General features: G+C 33.5%; 23 protein-coding genes and 3 pseudogenes. 16 read left to right on the forward strand and 10 right to left on the reverse strand.

Going from position 1 to position 25,217, the window contains the following annotated elements:
* The first annotated feature begins 279 nt into the window (after window positions 1-279).
* Window positions 280-2,196: a molecular chaperone DnaK gene (dnaK, locus tag MK119_RS07545; protein WP_290672505.1), complete on the forward strand. Its 1,917-nt coding sequence runs from the start codon at window positions 280-282 to the stop codon at window positions 2,194-2,196.
* Window positions 2,197-2,314: 118 nt separating this feature from the next.
* Here dnaK and MK119_RS07550 read toward each other — a convergent pair whose 3' ends face one another.
* The 4 genes and pseudogenes from MK119_RS07550 to MK119_RS07565 all read right to left on the reverse strand — a co-directional run bounded on the left by MK119_RS07550 (window position 2,315) and on the right by MK119_RS07565 (window position 7,534).
* Window positions 2,315-3,175 (reverse strand): DUF6569 family protein, encoded by an 861-nt coding sequence (locus MK119_RS07550; protein WP_290672508.1) that lies wholly within the window; start codon window positions 3,173-3,175, stop codon window positions 2,315-2,317.
* Window positions 3,176-3,504: 329 nt separating this feature from the next.
* Complete coding sequence (locus MK119_RS07555; protein ID WP_290672511.1) at window positions 3,505-4,104, reverse strand: discoidin domain-containing protein; 600 nt, start codon at window positions 4,102-4,104, stop codon at window positions 3,505-3,507.
* Window positions 4,105-4,430: 326 nt separating this feature from the next.
* Window positions 4,431-6,533 (reverse strand): annotated as a pseudogene (gene recQ, locus MK119_RS07560) (DNA helicase RecQ).
* A gap of 356 nt (window positions 6,534-6,889) precedes the next feature.
* Complete coding sequence (locus MK119_RS07565; RefSeq protein WP_290672514.1) at window positions 6,890-7,534, reverse strand: esterase; 645 nt, start codon at window positions 7,532-7,534, stop codon at window positions 6,890-6,892.
* 74 nt (window positions 7,535-7,608) lie between these two features.
* Here MK119_RS07565 and MK119_RS07570 point away from each other — a divergent pair, with 74 nt between their 5' ends.
* From MK119_RS07570 to MK119_RS07590, 5 genes are all read left to right on the forward strand, one after another.
* A complete protein-coding gene (locus MK119_RS07570) occupies window positions 7,609-8,028 on the forward strand; it encodes a hotdog fold thioesterase (RefSeq protein WP_290672516.1) in 420 nt (139 codons plus the stop codon).
* Window positions 8,029-8,038: 10 nt separating this feature from the next.
* The gene (locus tag MK119_RS07575; protein ID WP_290672520.1) at window positions 8,039-9,130 is read left to right on the forward strand and encodes a chorismate-binding protein; all 1,092 of its coding nucleotides are present in this window, start codon (window positions 8,039-8,041) and stop codon (window positions 9,128-9,130) included.
* Window positions 9,131-9,164: 34 nt separating this feature from the next.
* Window positions 9,165-10,913 carry a 2-succinyl-5-enolpyruvyl-6-hydroxy-3-cyclohexene-1-carboxylic-acid synthase gene (gene menD, locus MK119_RS07580; protein ID WP_290672523.1) on the forward strand — a complete coding sequence of 583 codons (1,749 nt, stop codon included), beginning with the start codon at window positions 9,165-9,167 and terminating at the stop codon, window positions 10,911-10,913.
* A gap of 97 nt (window positions 10,914-11,010) precedes the next feature.
* Window positions 11,011-11,352, forward strand: a complete 342-nt coding sequence (locus MK119_RS07585) for a DUF2853 family protein (protein ID WP_290672526.1) — start codon at window positions 11,011-11,013, stop codon at window positions 11,350-11,352.
* 121 nt (window positions 11,353-11,473) lie between these two features.
* Window positions 11,474-12,304 carry a S1-like domain-containing RNA-binding protein gene (locus tag MK119_RS07590; protein ID WP_290672529.1) on the forward strand — a complete coding sequence of 277 codons (831 nt, stop codon included), beginning with the start codon at window positions 11,474-11,476 and terminating at the stop codon, window positions 12,302-12,304.
* Window positions 12,305-12,386: 82 nt separating this feature from the next.
* Here MK119_RS07590 and MK119_RS07595 read toward each other — a convergent pair whose 3' ends face one another.
* The 4 genes from MK119_RS07595 to MK119_RS07610 all read right to left on the reverse strand — a co-directional run bounded on the left by MK119_RS07595 (window position 12,387) and on the right by MK119_RS07610 (window position 15,602).
* A complete protein-coding gene (locus tag MK119_RS07595) occupies window positions 12,387-13,118 on the reverse strand; it encodes a LamG domain-containing protein (protein WP_290672532.1) in 732 nt (243 codons plus the stop codon).
* Window positions 13,119-13,188: 70 nt separating this feature from the next.
* Window positions 13,189-13,719 (reverse strand): hypothetical protein, encoded by a 531-nt coding sequence (locus tag MK119_RS07600; RefSeq protein ID WP_290672535.1) that lies wholly within the window; start codon window positions 13,717-13,719, stop codon window positions 13,189-13,191.
* Between the two features lie 26 nt (window positions 13,720-13,745).
* On the reverse strand, window positions 13,746-14,453 hold the full coding sequence (locus MK119_RS07605; RefSeq protein WP_290672538.1) for a hypothetical protein: 708 nt from the start codon (window positions 14,451-14,453) through the stop codon (window positions 13,746-13,748).
* A gap of 30 nt (window positions 14,454-14,483) precedes the next feature.
* On the reverse strand, window positions 14,484-15,602 hold the full coding sequence (locus MK119_RS07610; RefSeq protein ID WP_290672541.1) for a C1 family peptidase: 1,119 nt from the start codon (window positions 15,600-15,602) through the stop codon (window positions 14,484-14,486).
* Between the two features lie 92 nt (window positions 15,603-15,694).
* Between MK119_RS07610 and MK119_RS07615 the strand changes: the two genes are divergently transcribed.
* A complete protein-coding gene (locus tag MK119_RS07615) occupies window positions 15,695-16,534 on the forward strand; it encodes a 1,4-dihydroxy-2-naphthoyl-CoA synthase (protein ID WP_290672544.1) in 840 nt (279 codons plus the stop codon).
* A 154-nt stretch (window positions 16,535-16,688) separates the two neighbouring features.
* Window positions 16,689-17,291: an outer membrane beta-barrel protein gene (locus tag MK119_RS07620; protein WP_290672547.1), complete on the forward strand. Its 603-nt coding sequence runs from the start codon at window positions 16,689-16,691 to the stop codon at window positions 17,289-17,291.
* An 82-nt stretch (window positions 17,292-17,373) separates the two neighbouring features.
* On the opposite strand, the gene MK119_RS07625 is transcribed toward MK119_RS07620, so the two are convergent.
* Window positions 17,374-18,348: an alpha/beta hydrolase gene (locus tag MK119_RS07625; protein WP_290672550.1), complete on the reverse strand. Its 975-nt coding sequence runs from the start codon at window positions 18,346-18,348 to the stop codon at window positions 17,374-17,376.
* Between the two features lie 69 nt (window positions 18,349-18,417).
* Here MK119_RS07625 and MK119_RS07630 point away from each other — a divergent pair, with 69 nt between their 5' ends.
* On the forward strand, window positions 18,418-18,852 hold the full coding sequence (locus MK119_RS07630; RefSeq protein ID WP_290672553.1) for a helix-turn-helix domain-containing protein: 435 nt from the start codon (window positions 18,418-18,420) through the stop codon (window positions 18,850-18,852).
* Window positions 18,853-18,987: 135 nt separating this feature from the next.
* On the opposite strand, the gene MK119_RS07635 is transcribed toward MK119_RS07630, so the two are convergent.
* Window positions 18,988-19,806 (reverse strand): DUF695 domain-containing protein, encoded by an 819-nt coding sequence (locus tag MK119_RS07635; protein WP_290672556.1) that lies wholly within the window; start codon window positions 19,804-19,806, stop codon window positions 18,988-18,990.
* A 245-nt stretch (window positions 19,807-20,051) separates the two neighbouring features.
* On the opposite strand from MK119_RS07635, the gene menA reads away from it, so the two are divergent.
* The 7 genes and pseudogenes from menA to MK119_RS07665 all read left to right on the forward strand — a co-directional run bounded on the left by menA (window position 20,052) and on the right by MK119_RS07665 (window position 25,078).
* Window positions 20,052-20,990, forward strand: coding sequence for a 1,4-dihydroxy-2-naphthoate octaprenyltransferase (menA, locus tag MK119_RS07640; RefSeq protein ID WP_290672559.1), 939 nt, complete (start codon window positions 20,052-20,054; stop codon window positions 20,988-20,990).
* An 11-nt stretch (window positions 20,991-21,001) separates the two neighbouring features.
* Window positions 21,002-21,682: pseudogene (locus MK119_RS07645) on the forward strand (metal-dependent hydrolase).
* Between the two features lie 152 nt (window positions 21,683-21,834).
* Entirely contained in the window at window positions 21,835-22,872 is a 1,038-nt protein-coding gene (locus tag MK119_RS07650) for an o-succinylbenzoate synthase (protein ID WP_290672562.1), read from the forward strand.
* A 10-nt stretch (window positions 22,873-22,882) separates the two neighbouring features.
* Window positions 22,883-23,824 (forward strand): CPBP family intramembrane glutamic endopeptidase, encoded by a 942-nt coding sequence (locus MK119_RS07655; protein ID WP_290672565.1) that lies wholly within the window; start codon window positions 22,883-22,885, stop codon window positions 23,822-23,824.
* 274 nt (window positions 23,825-24,098) lie between these two features.
* Window positions 24,099-24,308, forward strand: a pseudogene (locus MK119_RS24255) (DUF2500 family protein); the annotation flags it as partial.
* A 35-nt stretch (window positions 24,309-24,343) separates the two neighbouring features.
* Window positions 24,344-24,748, forward strand: coding sequence for a DUF2500 family protein (locus MK119_RS07660; protein WP_290672568.1), 405 nt, complete (start codon window positions 24,344-24,346; stop codon window positions 24,746-24,748).
* 147 nt (window positions 24,749-24,895) lie between these two features.
* Window positions 24,896-25,078: a hypothetical protein gene (locus tag MK119_RS07665; RefSeq protein WP_290672571.1), complete on the forward strand. Its 183-nt coding sequence runs from the start codon at window positions 24,896-24,898 to the stop codon at window positions 25,076-25,078.
* Window positions 25,079-25,217: the final 139 nt, after the last annotated feature.

The following is a 25,217-nucleotide window of genomic DNA, read 5'->3' on the forward strand; positions in this document are numbered from 1 at the left end:
GAAGTCCAAGATTTCTTTTTTTTTAAGATTAATATTTGAATGCTTCAAAAGTATTTCTGGACTCATTGACGGTTTTCTAACATATCGTCAGCTTTTTTTCGATTCTTTAGGACTATTTATGACAACCTGTCATTAATTTCACCATAAATTTACTGTTATCTGTCAAAATTTATTCATTTGTCTGTTGGCACAATCATTGACTATTCATACCCAAGTTAGAAAAGCAAACATTAAATAAAAGTATAACACAACACAATAGATAAAAGTTTAAAATAAGTTATGAGTAAAATTATTGGAATCGATTTAGGAACTACCAACTCATGTGTTTCTGTAATGGAAGGAAACGAGCCAGTTGTAATTGCAAATGCTGAGGGAAGACGTACAACTCCTTCTGTTATTGCTTTTGTTGAAGGTGGAGAAATTAAAGTTGGTGATCCTGCAAAAAGACAAGCAGTAACGAACCCTACTAAAACAGTTTATTCTATCAAGCGTTTTATGGGGAACAAATTTTCTGAATCTTCTAAAGAAGCAGGACGTGTTCCTTACAAAGTAGTAAAAGGTGACAACGATACACCAAGAGTAGATATCGATGGTCGTTTATATACACCACAAGAATTATCAGCAATGATTCTTCAAAAAATGAAGAAAACTGCAGAAGAATTCTTAGGACAAGATGTATCAGAAGCTGTTATTACAGTTCCTGCATACTTTAATGATGCACAACGTCAAGCTACAAAAGAAGCTGGTGAAATTGCAGGTTTAAAAGTTAGAAGAATTATCAATGAGCCAACTGCTGCGGCATTAGCTTATGGATTGGATAAAAAAGGTCAAGATCAGAAAATTGTGGTTTTTGACTTTGGAGGTGGAACACATGATGTTTCTATCTTAGAATTAGGAGACGGAGTTTTTGAAGTATTATCTACAGATGGAGATACACACTTAGGAGGAGATGACGTGGATGAAAAAATCATCAACTGGTTGGCTGAAGAGTTCAACAATGATGAAGGAATGGATTTACGTAAAGATGCAATGGCATTACAACGTTTAAAAGAAGCTGCTGAGAAAGCAAAGATTGAATTATCTAGTTCTACATCAACTGAAATCAACTTGCCTTATATTACAGCAACTGCTAGTGGACCAAAACACTTAGTACGTTCATTATCAAGGTCAAAGTTTGAGCAATTAATTGACGATTTAGTAAAAAGAACTATTGAGCCTTGCCAAACGGCACTTAAAAATGCAGGTTTATCTACAGGAGATATCGACGAAATTATCTTAGTTGGTGGATCAACTCGTATACCAGCAGTACAAGAAGCAGTTGAAAAATTCTTCGGTAAAAAACCAAGTAAAGGCGTAAATCCAGATGAGGTAGTTGCCGTAGGTGCAGCAATTCAAGGTGGAGTATTAACTGGAGATGTAAAAGACGTATTATTATTAGACGTAACACCACTTTCTCTGGGAATTGAGACAATGGGGAACGTAATGACAAAGTTGATTGAAGCAAACACTACAATTCCAACAAAAAAGTCACAAGTATTCTCAACTGCAGCTGACAATCAGCCATCTGTAGAAATTCACGTATTACAAGGTGAACGTCCAATGGCAGCACACAATAAAACAATTGGTCGTTTCCATTTAGATGGTATTCCACCAGCGCAAAGAGGAGTTCCGCAAATTGAAGTAACTTTTGATATTGACGCAAACGGAATTATCAATGTTTCGGCTAAAGATAAAGGAACAAACAAAGAGCAAAACATTCGTATCGAAGCTTCTTCAGGATTAACAGAAGAAGAAATTGCGAAAATGAAGCAAGAGGCAGAAGCAAATGCGGAAGCGGATAAGAAAGCTAAAGAAACAGCTGATAAGTTAAACAGTGCTGATTCTATGATTTTCCAAACAGAAAAGCAATTAAGCGAATTTGGTGATAAATTATCTGATGATAAGAAGAAACCAATTGAAGATGCTTTGGAAGAATTGAAGAAAGCTTATGAAACAAAAGATATCGCTGTAATCGACCCAGCTTTAGAGAAAATCAACGAAGCATGGAAAGTGGCAAGTGAAGAAATGTACAAAGCACAAGCTGAAGCCCAACAAGGTGGAGCAGCACAACCAGGACCAGATGCTTCTGCACAAGATGGAGCAGATCATAAAGATGGTGAAGACGTGCAAGACGTAGATTTCGAAGAAGTGAAGTAACTTGACTTTAAGAAAATTGAAAAGTAGACCTTTTTTAAAAATGAAGAAATTTCATTAGATTATATGAAAAAAGCAGCTCATTGAGCTGCTTTTTTATGCTTTAAAATAGATATAATTTCTAGAAAGAAGTCAAATGTAATTTTTTGTTTTTATGACGAAACACGGTTCCTTTTCCTTCTAATTTTTTGTCCTGTTCCGCTTCAATTTTCATGAATTTTTCATAATATTTGGAAACTTCTGCATTGCTAAGTATCGGTTTGCTACCATTGGTGATCGCTTCAGTAATATACGAATGTAATAAGCCTTGATAGGCATTCTTAAACAAATCATGTGTAGCAAAAATGTCGCAACCAATGACTTTATTCCCAGAAACGGCAATGACACCAACTGTAGAACTCTTATTAATGAATTTTCCTTTAAAATAATTCAGATACGAGTTTAAATCTTTTGTATAAGTTTTCGATTTTGCCAATTCAGCATAGGTTCCTGTGCTTGAAGAAGCTTGGTTTTTATTGGTAGTTTCAGCAACATTTGCCCATACTTTTAGTTGATTTTTCTCTACCAAAGCAGCTTTTCTTACATTTTGACTGGTTACATTAAAATATCCGTTAAAATTATTTCCCGATTCTTTTTGTTGCCATCGATTTTGCTCTACACAAAATGCAGGAATATTCTTTGTTTCTCCTGGTGCAATCACAACATCTTCTGCGACCAAACGATCTTGTTTTCCTCCTTTTACAACTTCTCCCGCGATGATATATACATTTACATTTGAATTATTAATGGCAATAAGTGTGTTCACAGATCCTGAATCGTTGATTTCAATTTTTCCAGATTCAATGGCTTTCTTTAAATTATCATACTTTCCAATATTTTGGTAGGCTTTTTTATAAGCAGTATTTGCTTTAATTGGAATAAGTTGTAAGTTTTTGAATACGCTTTTTTTCGTACTAATAATTTTTAAATTTTCACTATTCATCTGTGCTGATACAGATAAAAAGGAGCAGTAACACAATACTACTAACGTATACTTAAAATATGACATGATGTATTGATTTTTGATTTAGCAAGAAAAGTAATGTCAAATTTCAAGTAAAAAAATAGACAATTCGTCAAGCATCATTTTCAAAGTGTGAAATCAATGTATGGGTTAGGGAAGAAGAGTTTATTGTAGCAAAATAACTACTTATCAGTTCGAGCACAGTTGAAAATAGTTATAAAAAAGAGTTCCGCTTTTCATCTCAACTATGCTCGATTTGACAATTTTAGTTTCTATTTTAATTCTTAATAATTCGCTTCATAGCAATATTATTTGGAGTGTCTTGCAATCGTTCGAAATACATTCCTACAGCAAGGTTGAAAATAGAGAAGCGCCAGAAGCAAACCAGAAGTTACGATTGGTGTTAATATTCCGTCTTCGGTATCGTTAACAGTGACTCTATAATTCACAACGGCATCGCATTGTCCAGTTGTATTATTAACCGTAATATTAGCAGAACAAGTAATTACTGGCGAATCACCCATAGATTCAAACAGTTGTACATTTGCAATTTGGGTGATACTAGATGTACCACAAGTTCCAGTAAAATTTAATCGATAATAAGAATATGAATTTGTATTTGTAAATGAGAATATTCTGATAGAGAAACGTGTAGAAACACATGGAATGCTTCCCGTAGCAATACTTGTAAAAATTGTTCCATCGTTAGAACCAAAAATTTCATAATTGGCCGGATCTCTCTCAGGAGCATCGTTTGCCGTTACAATTTCCATCGCAATGGCTGTATGTGCTACACCTAATAAATCGACTTGAAAACCGATACCATCAAAGGCATTAAAATCTAGGTATTTTGTATTTGAATTTTGATCAATAACATTTTGAATAGCTTTGCCGCCAGGAGAATTCACACTTCCTAAAGTAGTTGCAGTATGTATGGAATCATCAAAAATTCCTTGGGCGTAATTGATCGTTATGCCCGCAATAAAAAGGAATAAAACGAGTAGTTTTTTTCATAATTGGGTTGGTTAAGGTTAATTAAATATTGAATTTGATAGGAAGTTAGCAGAATTTCGTTAGATTATGAAATTTTTCGTTTGATATGACTTAAAATGTAAAATTTTTAAAATCAGACAGATTGCTAAAAAAATACTATATGGGTAACAATAATAATGGTATTATTTTGCTTAAGTAACCAACTAGTTTATTGATTCAAAAAAAGGAAAAATATATTGAGTTAAGCTTTTTCGTCTTTTATAATAGCCAAACCAATACGTATGGTATTGTATGAAATCGCTTCTTGAAAATGTTCAAAATAGGGTTTTAAAGTTTCAGGATTTTCTAATTCTTCTTTTGCTTTTCGAATGCTTTCCAAATCGTGTTTGTCAATAAATTGATGTAAATCTATAATTTTGTCTGTGTTGTATAGCTTGAAAATATGTGAAAAAATAGTGCCGACAGCTAATTTTCGTTCTTCTGCAATTTCTTCAATAGATAAGCCTAATTGCAACAACTCTTTCGTTTTTTGTGTTGTATCTACTTTGCGTTTCTTTTTCTTCTCACTCGTAAAATTGATAATTTCTTTAATAAAAGCATGTCCATAATTCATCATTTTGACACGCCCAACACCGTTAATTTGTATAAATTCTTCGTCAGACATTGGGCGCTCGGCTTCCATCTCACGCAAAGCTGCATCACTGAAAATTTGGTATGCAGGAACATCTTCATCTCTGGAAATTTCCAAACGCAATGCTCGCAATCGTTCAAATAGTGAATTCTTTGTGGCTTTTGATTCCTTCTTTTTCTGTTTCTTTTTTACTACTTCGACTTCGACCAAGTCTGCAAGTGCTACTTTTTTACCGCTAAAAAGGACTTCTTTGGCAAATTCGGTAAGTTTTAATTTATTGTTTTCGTGAAAGGCAATTTCTAAATATCCTTGATTGATAAGTTGCGTAATGTACTGTTTCCAATCAAGCCAAGCGATATCTTTAGCAATTCCGTAGGTTTTTAACTCTTGATAACCTTTGTCAAAAATAGTAGTATTTTGTGCGCCACGTAATACGTCAATCACCGTACCAATCGGTTCTTGACCGTTTACACGTGCTACAGCAGATAATGCTTTTTGAGCAATAATGGTTCCGTCAAAAAACTGAGGCGGATTGGTACAAACATCACAATTTCCACAATCTTCACTGATCAATTCTCCAAAATAATTCAGCAAAATTTTTCGGCGACAACTCAAGTCGTCTGCATACTCTTTCATGCGATCGAGCTTCGCCAATTGCACTTCAACATTTCCAGAGCTTTCAGCAAACTTTTTCAATTGAATTTCATCTGCTTAACTGTGAAAAAGCAGTGTTTTAGATTGTAACCCTTCACGTCCAGCACGACCAATTTCTTGATAATAACCTTCTATGTTTTTTGGTAGATTATAATGAATAACCCAACGTACATTTGATTTATCGATTCCCATACCAAAAGCAATAGTAGCACAAATAACTTGGCATGTATCATTGATAAAATCTTCTTGCATTTTTGAACGAAATTCATGACCAATACCCGCGTGATATGCAACGGCATTGACGTGAGCGTTTTTGAGTTTTTCAGCAACTTTTTCAGTGGCTTTTCTACTCAAGCAATAAATTATTCCACTTTCATTTGGGCGATCGTTTATAAAATTGATGATTTGTTTGATACGATCATTGGCTGGACGAACTTCCAATTTTAAATTTTTTCGATCAAAAGAAGCAATATGTTGAGCAGCATCAGGAATATTCAACTGATTGGCAATATCTTCACGTGTAGCTTTATCGGCAGTAGCTGTCAAAGCAATTAATGGAACTTTTGGAAACCGTTTCTTTAAATAACCAAGATTGGTATACGCTGGTCGAAAGTCATGTCCCCAAGAAGAAATACAATGTGCTTCATCTATGGCGATAAGACTGATGGTTTGACGGTTAAAAATAGCATCCAAATAGGTTAGACTCTCTGGCGCAGTATACAGCAGTTTTATAGTGCCTTTTTCAATTTCAGTGTAAATTTCTTGTTGTTCGTTTTCGGTCTGACTACTGTTAATATAAGCTGCTGAAATTCCGTTAGTGGTCAATCCATCAACTTGGTCTTTCATTAAAGCAATCAAAGGAGATATCACAATCGTAAGTCCATCAAGTAGGATAGCTGGAAGTTGATAACAAATTGATTTTCCGCCACCTGTAGGCATAATAACTAAATTGTCATTCCCATTAAAAATGGAAGTAATAATTTCTTCTTGTAACGGTCTAAATTTATCGTATCCGAAGTATTCTTTTAAAGTTTTGGTAAGTATAGTTGGAGCTATCATAGCTTACAAAGAAACTAAAAAAAATGTGAGTATTATATTATTTTAAACCTTATACTATACTCTTTTACTAGTATAAAAATATATAAAATAAAGATGGGATATGACTAAAAAAGAATTGTTTATCTTCTTCTTAAGGTAATTTGTTCATTATTAGTAAAATAAAAATGCATGACCTGAGGAATCATGCATTTTTTTGGTTGGTTGATTGGTTATTATAGATGTGACTGAGCTACTTTAGGTTTTTTAGGAAAACTAAAATTACCGCTCAGTGATATTTTAATATTATAAAATTACATAGAAAACGCAAAATGGTATTACGTGATCGCCTTACTAAAGATACGTAAGTCCGTTACATTTTATAATTTTTTTAACATTTTTAATGCCGCTCTTGAGACTTTGTGCGTACCTTCGTATGTTTTAAAAGTGTAATTCTTACCGAAGAGTAATTGCATTTTGTCATGCTCTTGATGCATACGTTCTTCAGTGAAATAATCGTCTTGTAAACCTACAATGTTTAGAATTTTTGTGTTATCTGGATTGATGAATGCAAAATCTTCAGAAGTTAACTCTGTAGGAATGCTTCCTGCATAAATGATCAGTTTGTCACAAAGAATTTGATAACGCGCTACCCAACGCATGGCTATGGAAACACCTTGAGAGAAACCAAGGACGTAAAAATTAACATGTTCAGGAATTTGTTCTGCTTGATAAATAGCATTCAAATTAGCCATAACATTTTTAATCTCAGCTTGCGTGTTTTCACGAGTTAACCAGCTTGCTCCAACATGTTTGTATTCGTTTCCTAAATAGTATTTTGAAGAGGCTTGTGGAGCAATAATATAATTTTCTTCTGGATTCAGTGCGTCAAAATATTTTATAAAATAACGACTCAAAAAACCAATACCATGACATACCAACCAAACATTCTTTGTTTTGTTGGTCAACGTGTTCATGGTTGAGTATGTGTTTGTGATTTTATACGTAATTTCTTTTTCTTCCATTCCTAATATATTCTGCTAGGGTTTCGTATTTTTGTATTTCAAAAATAGTCGATAAATTTTCATAAATATATCAAATGAATCTTAATAAAGAAGCAATTTTAGGACAACTCAATGCAATTGTACCAAATACCTTGTTAGAAACACTAAAAATTTCCTACACAGATGTTGGAGATGATTTTTTAACTGCAAAGATGCCTGTAAACTCAAGTGTACATCAACCACAAGGATTATTACACGGTGGTGCTACTGTGGCATTAGCAGAAACAGTTGGTAGCACAGCTTCTCATTTGTTTATCGACACTGCAAAGTATAAAATTAAAGGTCTAGAAATTTCTGCCAATCACTTAAAAAGTAAAAGTGAAGGAGAAGTTTTTGCCACTGCACGTCCAATTCATAAAGGAAGAACAACGCATCTATGGGAAATTAGAGTAGAAGATGAAGAAGGTGCGCTGATTTCTCTTTGTAAATTAACGACCATCGTATTGGCGAAATAATTTTATAGAAATGCTATCCGAACTATCAGAACAATATCAAAAACAACTTCCTTTTGTAGCTTTTAGAAGACCAAAAGGGAAAACTGTAAAAGCAATTTTTCAGCATACAGACGAATTGTACACTGTTACTGATTTTACAGAAAGTGGATTTGTATTTGCACCTTTTGATAATACGGAAAAGGCAATTTTGATTCCATTTGATGGAATACGTATGTCGCCAATAGAGAAAGTGGACTCTAATGCGATGAAAACTGAAATTCCAACTCCTTCAGAAGCAGCACACAAACAACATCTGAAATTGGTAGAAAAAGCCGTGACAACCATTCAAAATTCAGCAATTGAAAAAATTGTATTGTCACGCAAAGAAGAAATCAACACCACTACTGATCCCTTTTTATTATTTGAACGTTTGCGAGAGCATTACTCAAACGCTTTTGTGTATTTATGGTATCATCCAAAAGTGGGCATGTGGGCAGGTGCAACTCCAGAAACTTTAGTCAATGCCAGAAGAAACGGCATTAGTACAATGTCTTTGGCAGGAACACAGAAGTTTCAAGAACATGCTGAGATTACTTGGAATCAAAAAGAGGAAGAGGAACAACAAATTGTGACAGATTATATCGCAAACCGCTTGCAACCTATTACAACTAACTTGTCAGTGAGTAAAGCAGAAACGCACCGTGCAGGCAGTTTGGTACATTTATGTGCTATGATTACTGCAAGAATGGCTGCAAATGTAAATATCGGAGATGTAATTAAAGCACTGCATCCAACTCCTGCAATTTGTGGTTTTCCTACTGAAGCTGCAAAATCATTTATTCTTCAAGAAGAAAAGTATGAACGAAAGTTTTATACTGGATATTTAGGAGAGTTGAATATAATAGAAGAAACTTCTCGAAACCGCAATCGTAAAAATCAAGAAAACAGTGCATACAAAACAATTCGCAGCTATTCTGAGTTGTATGTAAATCTACGTTGTATGGAACTAACTGACACTAAAAGAATTCTTTGTGTAGGAGGAGGAATTACCAAAGATTCTGATCCTGAATCCGAATGGCAGGAAACATTGGCCAAATCGCAAATAATGAAGCGAGTATTATAAAAAATGCGCTGAAAACCGTACTTTTGTAACTCGAATGAAGTACTCAAAAATCCCACTAGCACAAACATTAGTTTCGCTTTGTATTGCCAAAGGTATCAACCATGTTGTGATTTCCCCAGGATCGCGAAATGCACCATTAACATTAAGTTTTTCTCAGCACCCTAACATTCATGCGTACAGTATTGTAGACGAACGTTGTGCCGCTTTTTTTGCATTGGGAATGGCGCAACAATTACACAAACCTGTAGCGGTAATTTGTACATCGGGTTCGGCTGTTTTAAATTATTATCCCGCTATTGCGGAAGCGTATTACAGCAATGTTCCTGTGGTTGTAATCTCTGCAGACAGACCTGAATATTTGATTGATGTTGGTGATGGACAAACAATTCGGCAGAAACATGTTTTTAAAGGGCACATCAATTATGAGGCAAATTTAAAACAAGACATTACACATAAAACGACCATTTTAGCAGAAACACATCAATTATCTCCAGAAATGGAACGCGAACTGCAAAAAAATATTCAAACCCATAACGAAAACGAAATCAATTTGGCATTGAATACTGCTGTTGAAAAAAACGGTCCTGTGCATATTAATGCACCTTTTGATGAACCTTTGTATGAAATGCAAGCTGAACCATCAGTGTTTCCAGTTGTACAGGCGTTAGAATTGAAAGAGAATATTGAGTATGAAAAAATAGCAAATGCAGCTTCCATTTGGAGCAATGCTACACGAAAAATGGTGTTAGTAGGAACCTTACCACCAGATACGATTTCTAAAAAATATTGGGAGCTTTTGGCAAATGATCCTTCTGTGATGGTCTTTACGGAAACGACTTCTAATTTGCGCGATGATAAATTCTTCAATAAAATCGATCAAATGATTTTGCCCATAGAGAAGAATGAAGCCATGTTAGACGAATTTCAGCCAGAAGTTTTGGTAACCCTAGGAGGAATGATTGTTTCTAAGAAAATAAAAGCGATTCTTAGAAAGCGTCAACCAAAACATCATTGGCACATTCATGAAAACAGAGTATTTGATACATTTTTCTGTTTGGAGCACTTCTTTCAAATCAATCCGAATCATTTCTTTGAATTATTCTTTGATCAAACAATAGCTATTGAAAGCTCGTATAAATCATTTTGGAAGACAATCAAACAAGAACGTCAACAACGACATGAAATCTATTTAAAGCAAATCAATTTTACAGATTTAAAGGCTTTTGAAGCGATTTTAGGAACGTTACCTCAAGATATTATTCTGCATTTAGGAAACAGTTCTACAGTTCGGTATGCACAATTGTTTGAAATTGATGCAAGCATCGAATTGTTTTGCAATCGCGGAACAAGCGGAATAGACGGAAGTACTTCTACAGCAATTGGAACTGCCGTAGTCGCTGAAAAGCAAACACTATTAATTACTGGAGACTTAAGTTTCTTTTACGATAGCAATGCTCTGTGGAATAATTACATCCCAAAAAACTTCCGAATTATTTTAGTGAATAATAGTGGTGGCGGAATTTTTAGAATTCTTCCTGGAAATAAAAATACTGAGAACTTTGATACGTATTTTGAAACCATTCATCCACATACAGCAAAGCAATTAGCAGAAATGTATCACTTTGATTATACTACAGCTTCTGATGAAATATCACTTCAAACTGCACTAAAAACATTTTATCACGAAAGTGAAAAACCAAAGCTTTTAGAGGTTTTTACGCCAAGAACTGAAAATGATAGTGCGTTAATCGATTATTTTAAGTTTTTCAACGAAAATAAATAACGAGCACTTTCTGCAAAGTAAGAATATCTTTCAATCACATACTTTTGATCCCAGATATTATTAGTCAAATTTTTACAACTATAAATAAAACACAATTATGAGCAAGAGAGACGAGCTAATTACAAAGTACGCAGCTGATTTAAAAGACAAATGTGGAGTAACTCCAGATATGGATTTATTAAGAAAAGTGACTATTGGATGTGGACCAGCTATCTACAACAAAGATGCGTCAACTGTTTCAGGAACTGATGAATCAGAATTAGCAACCGTAAAAAATAATTTCTTAATCAAAAAATTAGGATTGGCTGACAGCGCAGATTTAGATAAAGCTATTGATGGTGTAATGGATCAGTACGGTCGTTCTAACAAATCAAAATATAGAGCTGTTGTATATTACTTATTAGCAGTTCATTTCGGAAAAGAAGCAATCTACAACTAATATCAGATTGTATTTTAATACTATTATTAAAATCTCTTTTGAAAACACCATCTTTGTCAGGATGGTGTTTTTTTATGGTTAAGAATAAGATAAAACGTACCTTTGACCGAAATTTAGAAATATGATTCACATAGGACAACATAATACATTAGAGATTTTACGAGAAACGCCTCCAGGACTTTTTTTAGGGGATGAAGAAGGAAATGAAATTTTGTTGCCAAATAAATATGTGCCAAGTTCTTTTGAAATAGGAGATAAGCTTACTGTTTTTGCGTATTTGGATAGTCATGAACGTCCCGTAACAACTACCTTAAAACCTTATATGAAAGTTAACGAATTTGCGTTACTTCGTGTAACTGCTCTGAGTGATTATGGTGCATTTTTAGATTGGGGATTAGAGAAAGATTTATTTGTGCCATTCAAAGAACAAGCACGTGATATGCTAGAGGGAAAATGGTATGTTGTATATTGTTATTTGGATGAAGAAACGAATCGTTTGGTAGCTTCAAGCAAAACAAATAAGTTTTTGAGTAATGAAGAATTGACCGTGGAACGTTTTGATGAGGTCGATTTAATGGTTTCTCGTTTTACCGAATTAGGAGTCGAAATGATTATCAATCAACAACACAAAGGTTTGGTATATCAGGATGAGATTTTCAGAGAATTAAAACTTGGTGAAAAGCTAAAAGGAGTTGTTAAAAAAATTAGAGAAGACAATAAAGTTGATCTTTCGTTACAACAGATTGGCTATAAAAATATAGAACCTTCTGCGCAAACAGTTTTAGATGCTTTACAAGAAAATGGTGGAAGTTTACCATTGCATGATAAAAGTGATCCAGAAGAAATAAAGAAGCGTTTAAAAATGAGTAAAAAGAGCTTCAAGAAAGCGATTGGTAGCTTGTATAAACAAAAGCAAATTATTATAAATCCAGACGGAATTGAATTGAAATAATTTGTGTTACTTCTGCATGGTAACAAATATATAAGGCGCGTTTACATAACGCGCCTTTGCTTTTAATATAATGTTAATGTAATTATTGTCCGTATAAATACGATACAAATTCTGTTGATTTTGCTGAGCTATAAATTCGGATATCATCGATACTTCCACTGAAAGGATTTTTACCCGATCCATCGTTTCCAATTAATAATGGAAGTGTAGAAGTAGAAATTTCTCCTTTAATATATTTCATTAATGCAGGTTTTCCGTTTATATATAAGTACATCGTATCTCCTTTTAAAGTACAGGTAATCATGTACCAAGTATCTTTTTCATAATTAAACTTTCGCAATTCATGCATAATTCCATACGGCGCAATTGTAAAAATGATGTCATTGGTGATAACTTTTTCATCTTCAAATGGAGCATAACCTATAGAAATTCCGTAAGCAGCCTTTGTTTGTTTAGCATCGGAAACATTTTTATACAATACTTGTTGCAAATGCGTAACGTCCGTTTTTAACCATAAATTGATCGTAAACTCATCTGTAAAATTTAAATGTTCATTAGCAGGAATACGAAGGTAATCATCAATACCATCAAACTTATATGCAAAATCTGCATTTCCAAAACGATCAAAAGTTTCACGAGCGCCACTCCTTTGAGCATTTACTCGGTAAGGACTCAAATCATTTGTATTTCCGTCAAGTGGATAATACGCAACAAGACTCTCATTAAGATCAAACTGTGGTTCGTCTTCGTCTATACTGCAACTGCTAAAGGTGAAAATAACTGCTAAACAGCTAATTAGATACGTGTTTTTCATGTTGAATTGGTTTTTGTTGACTGATGATGTTATGTCTCAAGAAGCTACAAAAATGATACCAAACAATGAATTATTCTATTGGATATTTAAATTCAGGAAACTCTTTTACATAATTTACAGATTCTGGTGAAGGTGGAATTAATGGAGGTACATTATCCGAAGTTAGATATTCTACGAATGAATGTTTGTATATTTTGCTTTGTGCTAGAACATATTTAACATCATTAATTTGTCTTATGATAGTCTCAAAAGGATTATCATAACGACCTCTATGATTAGATAGCGCATCTTTAAATATATATTTCCGCAATTGATATTGTAGAGTCTGATTTTCGTCTTCATTCTCTTCTCTCGCTGTAATAGAAAACATGTGGTACTCATATAAAATATCAAGCAATTCTTTTGTTTCCTGAGTATTTGGAGAAACTAATTTAAGTTGACGATACACATCCATAGGATTAGGATAATACTGTATACCATATCCTACAAAATGGGCAGCTTTAAAATTGTGAATCAGAATTTTTTGAAGAATAATGTCTTTTAATGCAATCTTTTTTCGTGTCTCAAATTTTTGCTTCGTTTCTAATAGTAAGCGTTGCAATTCATGCGTGTTTAAAGATTTTAACGTTACAATAGTTTTATCAGTATATACAATTCCATAGTTTTTTTTGCAAGAGCAATTTCATTGTTTAAATATAGCAGGTCTTTTTTGTAAATTTTCTCAAAATTAATTTCGCTATAACGGAAATTAGAAACATTGATAAAACTAAGTGATAAAACACAAAACAAACTAATCACTAGCGCTATTGATTGCCATTTCTGCGCTCTAAAATAGCGAATAAGTTTAGTCCAAGAATTTAAAAATAAATAGATTGGAATCGCATATAAAAAGATTCCATGATATTCATATATAAGTGAACCAATTAATGCATGACTTGAAATTAAATGTCGTAAATATTCCATCAGCATATACCAACATAAAAATTCTATAAATAATGAATAATTGGAAACGCGAAGTGCAATTTGTTTTCGTGTTTTATGAAAATTAAATGTAGGTTGCATCATCCAATAACGCACCATTGCATGATTTCCCATAGCAACAGAAATTGCTAGCGACAATGTATGCTCAAATGCTAATGCTTCTATTGATTGAAGTGGAATATCAAAAGATAAAGCTACACGAATAAGGTTGATGATTTCTAAAAAACAAAAAACAAAACTATAAAATATGAAGGCATAACATATACCGAAAAAAATCCCAGTCCAAAATCGAGTTTTCCCAATATTGGATATTGTAAGATGTGGTTTGTGTTGAATTCTTTTTTTAGATTTCATACTATATTCGTATAAAACCTATACAAAACGTTACAGCCCTAATTTTTTACGCAATGCTTTTGGTAACGAGTCTTTGTGTACCATTACAGAGATTGTTTTCAATCTAAAAAAAGCTTCACTCATGTTTATGTGTCCATCATTAGGTACACGTGCCGTATTGCTTCCCCAAGAATTTTTTACACGAAAATACTCGTTTCCGTTTTGATCTGTTGTTAAACCAGTAATATGCATTAAGTGATCGTCTGTAGTAGTGTAATTTTCAAATTCTTGTTGGCGATATCTTTCTGAAATTGACTTTTCTTTTCTCACTTTTGCTGAAAAATCACTTTTACTTACAGCTTCCTCAGGAACGATTGCAATTCCATATTTTGCTGAAAATGTAGGTTCCGATACATCACAATCTAATTCTACAGTATATCCAGTTTTTAAAGCATTTTTAGTAGTAGCTACTAATTCATCTAACGTAATATTGTAGAAACTTCCATTAGAAAAATTATCAGGAATATTTAAAATAAATGGTTTGTAATATGGTTGATGCGTAAATGAAGTTAAAGTCACATAATCATCAGGATTAATCTTTGTCATCGCTAAGAAAGATTGTGGCGTATATGTTTTTCCATCATACACAAAAGAAGCTGGACGTTCTCCTAAATAAATATCCAAAACACTTTCAATAGCACGTTTCCAGTTCAATGATAGTTTTTTTCCAGGATTTTTGATGTATGCATTTAACATTGCCTTTAAAACTGATACCATTTCAGCATGGTTATGCGTTTCTTGTAAAATTTGTAAACCAGAATACGCACTGTTCGGAACCAAACCATGTGATTTTACGGCATTCATAACATCATGCGCCAAACCACCTTCACTAAATTGCGCTTTCCCTTGTCGCATTACATAATTCCATGCTTTTTTCGGATAGGTATTACGTACGTTAAACATTTCTGAAATATTAATCTGCTTTCCTGTCAATCGTATAATTTCAGATTCTATAAAAGAAGAAGCCGAAAAACTCCAACAAGTTCCAGTACGCCCTTGACTGATTACAGGTGTTGCTTCCAAGTCAACAGTAGTTTTGAATTGATAATCTTGTGCAAATGCCACGAATGCGAAACAGCTTAAAAAAGCAGATAATAGTATTTTTTTCATGAGAAATTTTAGTATTTACGAGCAAGAATTTGAACAGCTAAATTCTTGCTAACTGTATAAAATGAATTATTTTTACGCAAAATAGTAAAAATATGAGTAAACCAGATTGGAAAACGGCAAAAGAGTACGATGATATTACCTATAAAAAAGCAGATGGTGTAGCAAGAATCGCTTTTAACAGACCTGATGTTAGAAATGCATTTAGACCACATACTACTAGCGAACTGTTAGATGCTTTTAAAGATGCACATGAAGATGTAAATATTGGTGTTGTTTTGCTTTCGGCAGAAGGTCCATCGTCAAAAGATGGTGTGTATTCTTTCTGTAGTGGAGGCGATCAAAAAGCACGTGGACATCAAGGGTATGTCGGACAAGATGGTTACCATAGATTGAATATTTTAGAAGTACAACGTTTGATTCGTTTTATGCCAAAAGCAGTTATTTGCGTAGTGCCAGGTTGGGCAGTTGGTGGTGGACACAGTTTGCATGTAGTTTGCGATTTAACGTTGGCAAGTAAAGAACATGCAATCTTTAAGCAAACAGATGCGGATGTTACAAGTTTTGATGCAGGTTATGGTTCTGCTTATTTGGCTAAAATGGTAGGACAGAAAAAAGCACGTGAAATCTTTTTCTTGGGAAGAAACTACTCGGCACAAGAAGCATACGAAATGGGTATGGTCAATGCTGTCATTCCGCATGACGAATTGGAAGATACTGCTTTTGAATGGGCACAAGAAATTTTGGCAAAATCGCCAACTTCTATAAAAATGTTGAAGTTCGCCATGAATTTAACAGATGATGGAATGGTGGGACAGCAAGTATTTGCAGGAGAAGCGACACGTTTAGCATATATGACAGACGAAGCCAAAGAAGGACGTGATGCATTCTTAGAAAAACGCAAGCCGAACTTTGAGAAAAAGTGGATTCCTTAATTTAGGTATTAGTGCTTTTGTTTGACCTAAATAAAAGCTTCTTATCTTTGATTTATTATTCTTATGTTGAGAGGATTATATCTTAAGTAATTTAGATTTTTCAATATTTTCTGAATACCTGCGTTTGTAGTGTATATACTAATCGACTTATAAAATGAAAAAGCTTGCTGTTTCTTTGTTTTTGCTTTGTTTCTATATGGGAATTGGGCAAAATACAGATCGTAAATTTGAACTCGGATTGCATTATCCATTATCTACGGGAGATAACTTTATGGTATTTGCCTACGATGGTTTGGTAGGGTTGGATTTTAGATATCAATTTGCGGATACTGAACTCATTTCTGCAAAACTGGCATTTTCTGTAGATTATTTCAATTATAACTTTATAGACAATATTAATGGCCATGCTTTTGTGTTGAAACCAAAACTTATCGGAGAATTCAACTTGAACAGTCTACCACAATTCAAACCGTATGTTTCAGTTGGCTATAGCGTTTTTACAACTTCTGTAGATGCAGCAAATGGCAATTTGATTTTTGTTGATACTGATGCTTCTTTTCAACTAAATGGTGATCGATTTACAGATTCACAAAGTGGTATCAACTGGGGATTTGGCGCAGCGTATGATCTTACGGGAACATTTTTTGTTGAGGTTTCTGCTGATTTTATCAAGTTAGATTTAGATGGAAATACTTCTGGAAACCGATATAACGAAAACATTCACACGGTCAATATGGGTGTTGGATTGCGATTTTAATCTTTGATATATTTTTAATTTAAAATTTGCCCTTACAAAAGGGATTAGTTGCTATTAAATTTATGACTTGTTAAGCACTGTTCTATTTGTGCTTTTCAACCCAAGATTGTATCAAACGGATAAACCTAGGATAATCATCTTGATAGACAAAATGTCCACAATTTTCAAATATTTCAAGTTCGCTATTAGGCATTCTATCATTTAAATTGATGCCATTTTCTTTATGTAAAATAGCTTCGTATTCGCCCCAAAATACTTTTGTAGGGATTTGTATATTCTTTAGGTTTTTGTAAATATCCTTCAAAGCTTCAGGATACTTTTTGAACCATTTCATAGCATTTGCTACTTTTCCTTTATATGACTTTTTATAGTCTGATATTTCATATTTATTAGGAACATATTGTACATTACCTAAATTCTTAGCAGATTCAATTAATGCACCACTTCCAGCAATTATAAACATAGTTCTCCAAAACCCAGAATGTACCATTTTTTTCATGATACTAGGTTCGGAAGTAGGCAAAGCAGCAGGGCCATCGCCAATCATCAAAGATTTTATGTTATTTTGATGGTTAATAACATAAGATAAAGCACTTGCCATACCTACATCAGGGGCAACTACATGAGATTTCTTAATATCAAAATGACTTAAAAATGAGTTCAAGAAATTGCCTTGGAAATCAAACGACATGTATTCAGATTTTGTTTCACTTGCTCCGAATCCTGGTAAATCATAAGCATAAAGATTATATTCTTTTTTTAATGCTTCCCAAATTGGTGAATAAGCAATAATACTATGCGGAAAGGCAGATAACAATACAATGATTTCTTTGCTTTCAGCTCCCATCAAAGATTTTGCCATTCGTATATTTACACCATTAATAGAAATAAATTCCAACGGCATATCAAACGGTTGTGCTAAGGTAGGTTGCTTTGAGTAAGCATTTTGTTTTCTAATTTTATTCAGCTCAGACATTTCTGGTGTAATAATACTCACAAAAGCTGCATTAAGCTTATCATATAAATTGATTTTGGTTAACCTTTTCTGTGTTGTCATTCGATTTTTTTATTTTTGCTATTAAAATAATAGCAAAAATAATAATTGCTATTGAAATGATAGTAATAAATGAAAAATAATTTCCGTTCTGGTTGCCCAATTGCTTCTACATTAGATGTTGTGGGTGATAAATGGTCTCTACTTATTGTACGAGACATGCTGTTACATCATAAAATGACTTTTAAGGAATTTTCAGCATCAGACGAGCAGATTGCTCCAAGTATTCTGTCCGCTCGTTTAAAATTGCTTACTTCTTATGGTTTAGTAACTAAGCAAAAATTAGCAAATAACAAAAAGGAAAATATTTATATTCTTTCTGATAAGATGATTGAACTGGCATCTTTACTTGTAGATATAAGTGTTTGGGGAACTAAGCATTTGAAAGAATTTAATCAGATAGACAAAATAGAAGGTTTGGATTTGGATAGGTCTTTAATTATTTCTACTATCAAAGAAAGATACTATTCTATGATTCAAAGAAAAATACCAACATACAAAAAGTAAAGCGTCCCAAAGGTAAAGCTAAAAGCGCTAATGTGCGCTCTAACAGCGATGGCGAATCTAACACTAGCGTGTCTAATAATCTAATAATAAGTCTAAAATAATATGCTTCACAATGAGTGAAGTAGAAGTGAAAATCTATTTCTTTTTCTTCACTACGAAGGTTTCCCAACCATCATAATTTCCATTCATTTCTTTGGCAAGATTGATAAGTTCTGTTGTGAATTTCATGGTATTATCTAAGGTTACTGAATTATCACGATAAAATTTGACTTCGTGTGGAAATTTATCGTTTTTGATTATCTTTTTGTACGCTACCGTATAGGAAAGTTTTTCAACAGCATCTGCAAATAAATTCATTTCATTGATCGTTGAAAATGTAGCATAATGCTCAATTTTTCTTGGTTTTACAACATCGTCTCCAGCATTTTTTAATTGAATCACGGTATCACGATTGGACATAAAGTTTCTGATTTCGTCATTTGGATACAAAAAGTTGACGTACAAATCCCATGCAGGATCCGACTTTACATAGACTTCATATTTTTCGCCACGAAACTTATTTCTAAATAATTTGTCAATGTGACGTTCAATATCAGAAGCGTCTTTTACATAATAATACTCAAAGCGACTGCCATCATACATAAATGACCCTACATAATAGCTCTCAGAAACTGATTGCATCTTATCGTATATTTCATCTTTGATTCTGTATAACTTCTTTAATTTATTCCCAATAGGAAAGTCACTTTCTTTCGTTACTCTATACTTTATTTTTATATAAAAAAGGAAGTCATATCCATTGATAGGAGCTTTTTCTATCAAATCCATTCGCAAATTAGTAGAACTCACGCCTTGCTCTTGCTTGGCTTGATAGGTGTTCCATATTTGCGGTTCTTGTGCATGAGTAAAACTCACTACGAAGAAGAATAAAAAGATTCGAAATGCTAATTTCATAAACTTAAAAGTTAACTACCTTGGAGTAAACCCAAAAGACATTTATATGCTATCCTGTAAACAAATGAGGCAAGCCTCAAAATGGTTACATCTCGATTATCGAGTAAAACTTGCTGCAATGTAAGTAAAACTCAGAATTGCACATAAAAAATTAATAGAATATTATGATTCAAACTATCGCAAAAACAATACCAAGAGTTTTTCATATACTTTTTAAAAGTTATCTTTACAAAAATTAATTATACATGGTAAAAGCATGGCTAGCAGCCGCTCGATTACGAACCTTACCTTTATCAATCTCAGGAGTTATTGTAGGTTGTTCGTTAGGAAATGAGTACAGTTTATTAAATGAGCCTGGAGTCTTTAATTGTTGTTTCGGCTGTCCATTTGTATGGCAATCATTACTGTTTTGGTTATGCATATTGACTACTGTAGGTTTTCAAGTGCTTTCAAACTTTGCGAATGATTACGGTGATGGAATTCGCGGAACGGACGATGATAGGGAAGGAGAGCAACGTATGGTAGCTTTGGGAATTATTTCGCCTAAGCAAATGAAAAATGCCATGATTCTTACGGCGATTATCACGCTAATCTTAGCATTAGGGGTTATTTATGTAGCTTTTGGAAGTGAAAACTTTAGCTATTCCATTCTCTTTTTATTTTTAGGAATATCCTCAATTATAGCTGCTGTTAAATATACAGTTGGAAAAAGCGCTTACGGGTATTCAGGTTTAGGAGATATCTTTGTATTTCTATTTTTTGGCTGGCTCAGTGTAGTTGGAAGCTATTTTTTGTATACGAAATCATTGAATTTTGACATTTTCTTGCCAGCGACTGCTATTGGATTATTAAGCGCAGCCGTATTGAACCTAAATAACATGCGCGATCGTATCAAAGACAAATTTCATGGAAAAAAAACCTTGGTTGTAAAAATAGGAAGTCAGAATGCAAAACGCTATCACTATACATTAATTATTGGTGCTTTGGCCTGTTCTTTGGTTTATGTGAATCTACAAGGAAACCATTCCTATAAGAATTATATATTCTTAATCGCTTTTGTACCTTTAATCATGAACATGATTGTAGTGGGTAAAAATATCATTCAAAAAGAATTAGATCCAGAATTAAAGAAAGTTGCCTTGAGTACTTTTCTTTACGCAATATTATTCTCAATACTCAACTAAAAACAAAAAAAATGAAAATAACGTATTTAGGACATGCTTCGTTACATATTCAATTTGACGAAACTTCTATCATTGTCGACCCTTTTATCACAGGAAATCCATTAGCCTCAGATATTGACATAAATAGCTTGAAAGCAGATTATATTTTGATAACCCATGCCCACCAAGATCATATATTAGATGTAGAAGCAATTGCTAAAAATAATCTAGGAACAACGATTGTTTCTAATTATGAAATAGCAATGCATTATGGCGGATAAAGTTTTAAAACATTTGCTATGAATCATGGCGGAACCTACAAAACAGATACATTTTCAGTAAAGTATGTAAATGCTATTCATACATCATCGTTTCCAGATGGTTCGTATGGCGGACAACCAGGCGGATTTGTTCTGACAGCCAATGGAAAATCAATTTACATCGCTGGAGATACTGCATTAACTTACGATATGAAGTTGATTCCGATGCAAACAAAATTAGATCTAGCTATTTTACCAATCGGAGATACGTTTACAATGGGCGTTGATGATGCTATTATGGCAAGTGATTTTGTAGAATGCGATATTGTTTTGGGATATCATTACGATTCTTTTCCTCCAATTGCAATTGATCAAGCAGAAGCAAAACAAAAATTTTCAGATAGACACAAAGAACTAATTTTACTTGGAATAGGAGAATCTTTGAATGTTTAGTATACTTTGACTCCGTTCAGTATACTGAGTATTCAATTAAAGAAGATTTAGCCAACAGTAGATTGAGCGGAGTCGAAATATACGTGTTCAAAACAAAACCATAATCAAAAAGTCTAAGAAGTCTAATGATCTAAGAAGTTTATGAATCCCAAATGAAAGCAACCTATCACAAACATATTTTAGATTTTAAACGCCCAAGCGGTACGTCTCGTGGTGTATTGAAACAAAAAGAAACATGGTTTATTCATATTGTTTCTGATGAAAAACATGGAATAGGAGAGTGCGGTATTTTACGAGGTCTAAGTATTGATGATGTGTCAGATTATGAAGAAAAATTGCGTTGGACTTGCGAAAATATTACACTAGGAGAAGAAGCATTATTACAGGCGTTACTAGCATTTCCATCAATTCAATTTGGTGTAGAACAAGCGTTTCGTTCATTGCGTTCAACATCACCATATTTACTGCATCCATCTGCATTTACCCAAGGCAAAGAAGCGATTGATATCAATGGTCTTATTTGGATGGGAGATGAGGTATTTATGAAGTCGCAAATCAAAGAAAAATTGGCAGCAGGTTTTACCTGTATCAAAATGAAGATAGGCGCGATTGATTTTGAAACAGAATTCAAACTCTTGCAAAGTATTCGAAAAGAATATTCCGTCAATGATATTGAATTACGCGTAGATGCTAACGGAGCTTTTACGCCAACTAACGCCTTAGAAAAGCTGAAACGTTTATCGGAATTGGATTTACATTCCATAGAACAACCTATCAAACAAGGACAACGGGAAGAAATGGCAAAACTTTGCGAAATCACACCCTTACCAATTGCGTTGGACGAAGAATTGATCGGTGTCTTTCAATTAGCAGAAAAGAAAAAGCTCATTGAAGTCATTCAGCCACAATTTATTATCTTAAAACCAAGTTTAGTTGGCGGTTATGCAGGAAGTAGCGAATGGGTTTCATTGGCAGCTCAGCACAATATCGATTGGTGGATTACAAGTGCATTGGAAAGCAATATTGGCTTAAATGCTATTGCACAATGGACATATAGCTTACAAAGTAACTTGCCACAAGGATTGGGAACTGGAGGTTTATATACCAACAATTTTGATTCACCACTACACATACAAAACGGTACATTGCGTTACGCTCCTGAAATGTCGTGGAACGTACCATATTTATAAAAACAAAAACATGTTTATACAACAAGCGTACAAAGGCGATAACGCCAATTGGAAAGTAATTCTCACTAGCATATTGATGCTTGCCATTTTTGTGGCTAACATCATTTATGTATTATTTGGAGATGTTGACACTGCAAAAGAAATGGAACAAATGTACCAACAAGTTTCTAGCAAAAACTTTTGGTTCGTGGCAAACTTATCCTTTTTTGTATTTCTCTTACTGATGCTTTTCGGTTTGGTAATTTATTTGCACAAAAGAAGTTTAATATCTCTAACCACAGCGCGTAACAAAGTTGATTTAAAGCGTATAGCATTCTCCTTTGGATTGGTTTTGTTCATAGGAATTGCTGCTTTTGCTGTAGAATGTTATCTATATCCAGGAATGGTTGTATTGGACTTTAAACCAGTGAGTTTCTTTATTTTAATTATATTGAGTTTGCTGCTTTTTCCTTTTCAAATAGGTTTTGAAGAATATCTATTCAGAGGATATTTTATGCAACAACTGGGAATCATCGCAAAAAATAGATGGTTTCCTTTAATTCTTACATCAGTTTCGTTTGGGTTGTTACATTCCGCAAATCCTGAAGTAGCAACTATGGGAGGAATTACCATGATATTCTATGTAGGAACAGGCTTGCTTTTAGGAATCATGACCTTAATGGATGAAGGTTTGGAATTGGCATTAGGATTTCATTTTGCCAATAATTTTCTAGCTGCAACATTAGCAACTGCCGAATATTCTGCCTTACGAACAGATTCTTTGTTTAAATATGTAGAAACTCAAGAAAGTACTACATCGTTTTTTCAGATTTTGATTCCAATTTTGATTATGTATCCAATCATTTTGATCATTTTTGCAAAAAAATACAAATGGAACAACTGGAAAGAAAAACTATTTGGTCGTGTACCAAGTGCGTCAGAAACAAGGATTGTAACTGAAGCTCCATCGTAAGTTTTTTATATATAATGTAACATTTAGCAAGAAAAAATGTCTTATTGAATGAAAAATTAACTAACTAAAACTTCACTAATATTTTATGGACGCAATTTTTTTTCTTTTTTCCTTTCTGATTTTAGGTTTCATAATTCATACCTTATACAAAGGAATAATTGAAAAGAAAAAGAATGATAAAGCTCCAATACTTCGAATTCCTGTCGTTGTTGTTGAAAAACGTGTTATAACGAGTACAAGTACTAATAGAGACAATTAATCTTCAACTTGGCATACGTACAAAATTACTTTTGAGCATTCACAGAATGGAATTCGGCATACATTTACTGTGAATGAATCAAAGTTTGATAAAATTATAGAAGATGATATCGGTTATTTAACTTATCAAAGAAAGCGTTATCATTTTTTTGAACGAGATGAAAGTGCAGCTGAATTTGAAGATAGTACTTCATCAACAAATAATTTTCAATTTAGAATGGAATAGTAGTACAATTTTCAATAACCAAATATCAATACTCCATGGAAAATACACAGTTCGATGCAATTTTTGTAATTATGATCATAGTAATAGTTGTATCTGTTGCTTTTTCTGTTTTCAAGAATGTTAATGAAAGCATACAGAACAATAAAGCTCCTATACTTGAAATTCCTGTAAGAGTTATGGAAAAAAGAGTGCAAAGACGTAAGCGGAATAAAAACTTTTCAAGGAATGTATTTAAAGTAATTTTTGAAGATTTAGACACCTTAGAACGGCACACATTTACGGTGGATGAACTCGAATTTGATCAAATTGTAGAAGGCGATATTGGGTATTTAAAATATCAGCGAAAGCGTTACCATGCTTTTCAACGCGATGCACTTGCGGCAGAATTTGAAGAGGATACTACTTCTAATACAGATACACAGTTTAAAATTGAAGATTAACATAAGAATTTAGGAGACGCACTTAAAAATTGAAAAGATGAGTTTTTTTGGAAAGCCTTTTAACAAAGATAAAACACAATGTCCAAGATGTTTAGGAAAAGGACATGTAGATCGGTAAGATATCAAACGTCTTGACAAAGAATTGAAATGGATTCCGGTTCTTGTACTTATTGCAATGGGAAAGGAACTGTAAAAGCAGATTTACAATCGCAAATAGCGGTAGATGCAACGTATTTGACAATCGATTTATCTGCGGAAGAACGAAGAAAACTTATCGCACGTGATGAAACCATGTTGCAAAGAGCTGAGTATCATGAAATACATACTTGATAATTTTATTGCAGAGGTTGAGTTTTTACATTTTACTGGAAACATGGATGTTGATACATTTGCGTAATTTGATTTACTCCACCAAACAAAAATTGATATAGTAGATAAAGCTGAATTGCTTGATTATATCAATAGAATC

It is taken from the genome of Kordia sp., from assembly GCF_022447245.1.
Taxonomy (GTDB): Bacteria; Bacteroidota; Bacteroidia; order Flavobacteriales; family Flavobacteriaceae; genus Kordia.

Bases quoted from the DNA above. Each gene is read 5' to 3' on its own strand.
- dnaK (WP_290672505.1), top strand. From the start codon at position 280: ATGAGTAAAATTATTGGAATCGATTTAGGAACTACCAACTCATGTGTT.
- MK119_RS07550 (WP_290672508.1), bottom strand. From the start codon at position 3,175: ATGAATAGTGAAAATTTAAAAATTATTAGTACGAAAAAAAGCGTATTC.
- MK119_RS07565 (WP_290672514.1), bottom strand. From the start codon at position 7,534: ATGGAAGAAAAAGAAATTACGTATAAAATCACAAACACATACTCAACC.
- MK119_RS07570 (WP_290672516.1), top strand. From the start codon at position 7,609: ATGAATCTTAATAAAGAAGCAATTTTAGGACAACTCAATGCAATTGTA.
- MK119_RS07575 (WP_290672520.1), top strand. From the start codon at position 8,039: ATGCTATCCGAACTATCAGAACAATATCAAAAACAACTTCCTTTTGTA.
- menD (WP_290672523.1), top strand. From the start codon at position 9,165: ATGAAGTACTCAAAAATCCCACTAGCACAAACATTAGTTTCGCTTTGT.
- MK119_RS07585 (WP_290672526.1), top strand. From the start codon at position 11,011: ATGAGCAAGAGAGACGAGCTAATTACAAAGTACGCAGCTGATTTAAAA.
- MK119_RS07590 (WP_290672529.1), top strand. From the start codon at position 11,474: ATGATTCACATAGGACAACATAATACATTAGAGATTTTACGAGAAACG.
- MK119_RS07595 (WP_290672532.1), bottom strand. From the start codon at position 13,118: ATGAAAAACACGTATCTAATTAGCTGTTTAGCAGTTATTTTCACCTTT.
- MK119_RS07605 (WP_290672538.1), bottom strand. From the start codon at position 14,453: ATGAAATCTAAAAAAAGAATTCAACACAAACCACATCTTACAATATCC.
- MK119_RS07610 (WP_290672541.1), bottom strand. From the start codon at position 15,602: ATGAAAAAAATACTATTATCTGCTTTTTTAAGCTGTTTCGCATTCGTG.
- MK119_RS07615 (WP_290672544.1), top strand. From the start codon at position 15,695: ATGAGTAAACCAGATTGGAAAACGGCAAAAGAGTACGATGATATTACC.
- MK119_RS07620 (WP_290672547.1), top strand. From the start codon at position 16,689: ATGAAAAAGCTTGCTGTTTCTTTGTTTTTGCTTTGTTTCTATATGGGA.
- MK119_RS07625 (WP_290672550.1), bottom strand. From the start codon at position 18,348: ATGACAACACAGAAAAGGTTAACCAAAATCAATTTATATGATAAGCTT.
- MK119_RS07630 (WP_290672553.1), top strand. From the start codon at position 18,418: ATGAAAAATAATTTCCGTTCTGGTTGCCCAATTGCTTCTACATTAGAT.
- MK119_RS07635 (WP_290672556.1), bottom strand. From the start codon at position 19,806: ATGAAATTAGCATTTCGAATCTTTTTATTCTTCTTCGTAGTGAGTTTT.
- menA (WP_290672559.1), top strand. From the start codon at position 20,052: ATGGTAAAAGCATGGCTAGCAGCCGCTCGATTACGAACCTTACCTTTA.
- MK119_RS07650 (WP_290672562.1), top strand. From the start codon at position 21,835: ATGAAAGCAACCTATCACAAACATATTTTAGATTTTAAACGCCCAAGC.
- MK119_RS07655 (WP_290672565.1), top strand. From the start codon at position 22,883: ATGTTTATACAACAAGCGTACAAAGGCGATAACGCCAATTGGAAAGTA.
- MK119_RS07660 (WP_290672568.1), top strand. From the start codon at position 24,344: ATGGAAAATACACAGTTCGATGCAATTTTTGTAATTATGATCATAGTA.
- MK119_RS07665 (WP_290672571.1), top strand. From the start codon at position 24,896: ATGGATTCCGGTTCTTGTACTTATTGCAATGGGAAAGGAACTGTAAAA.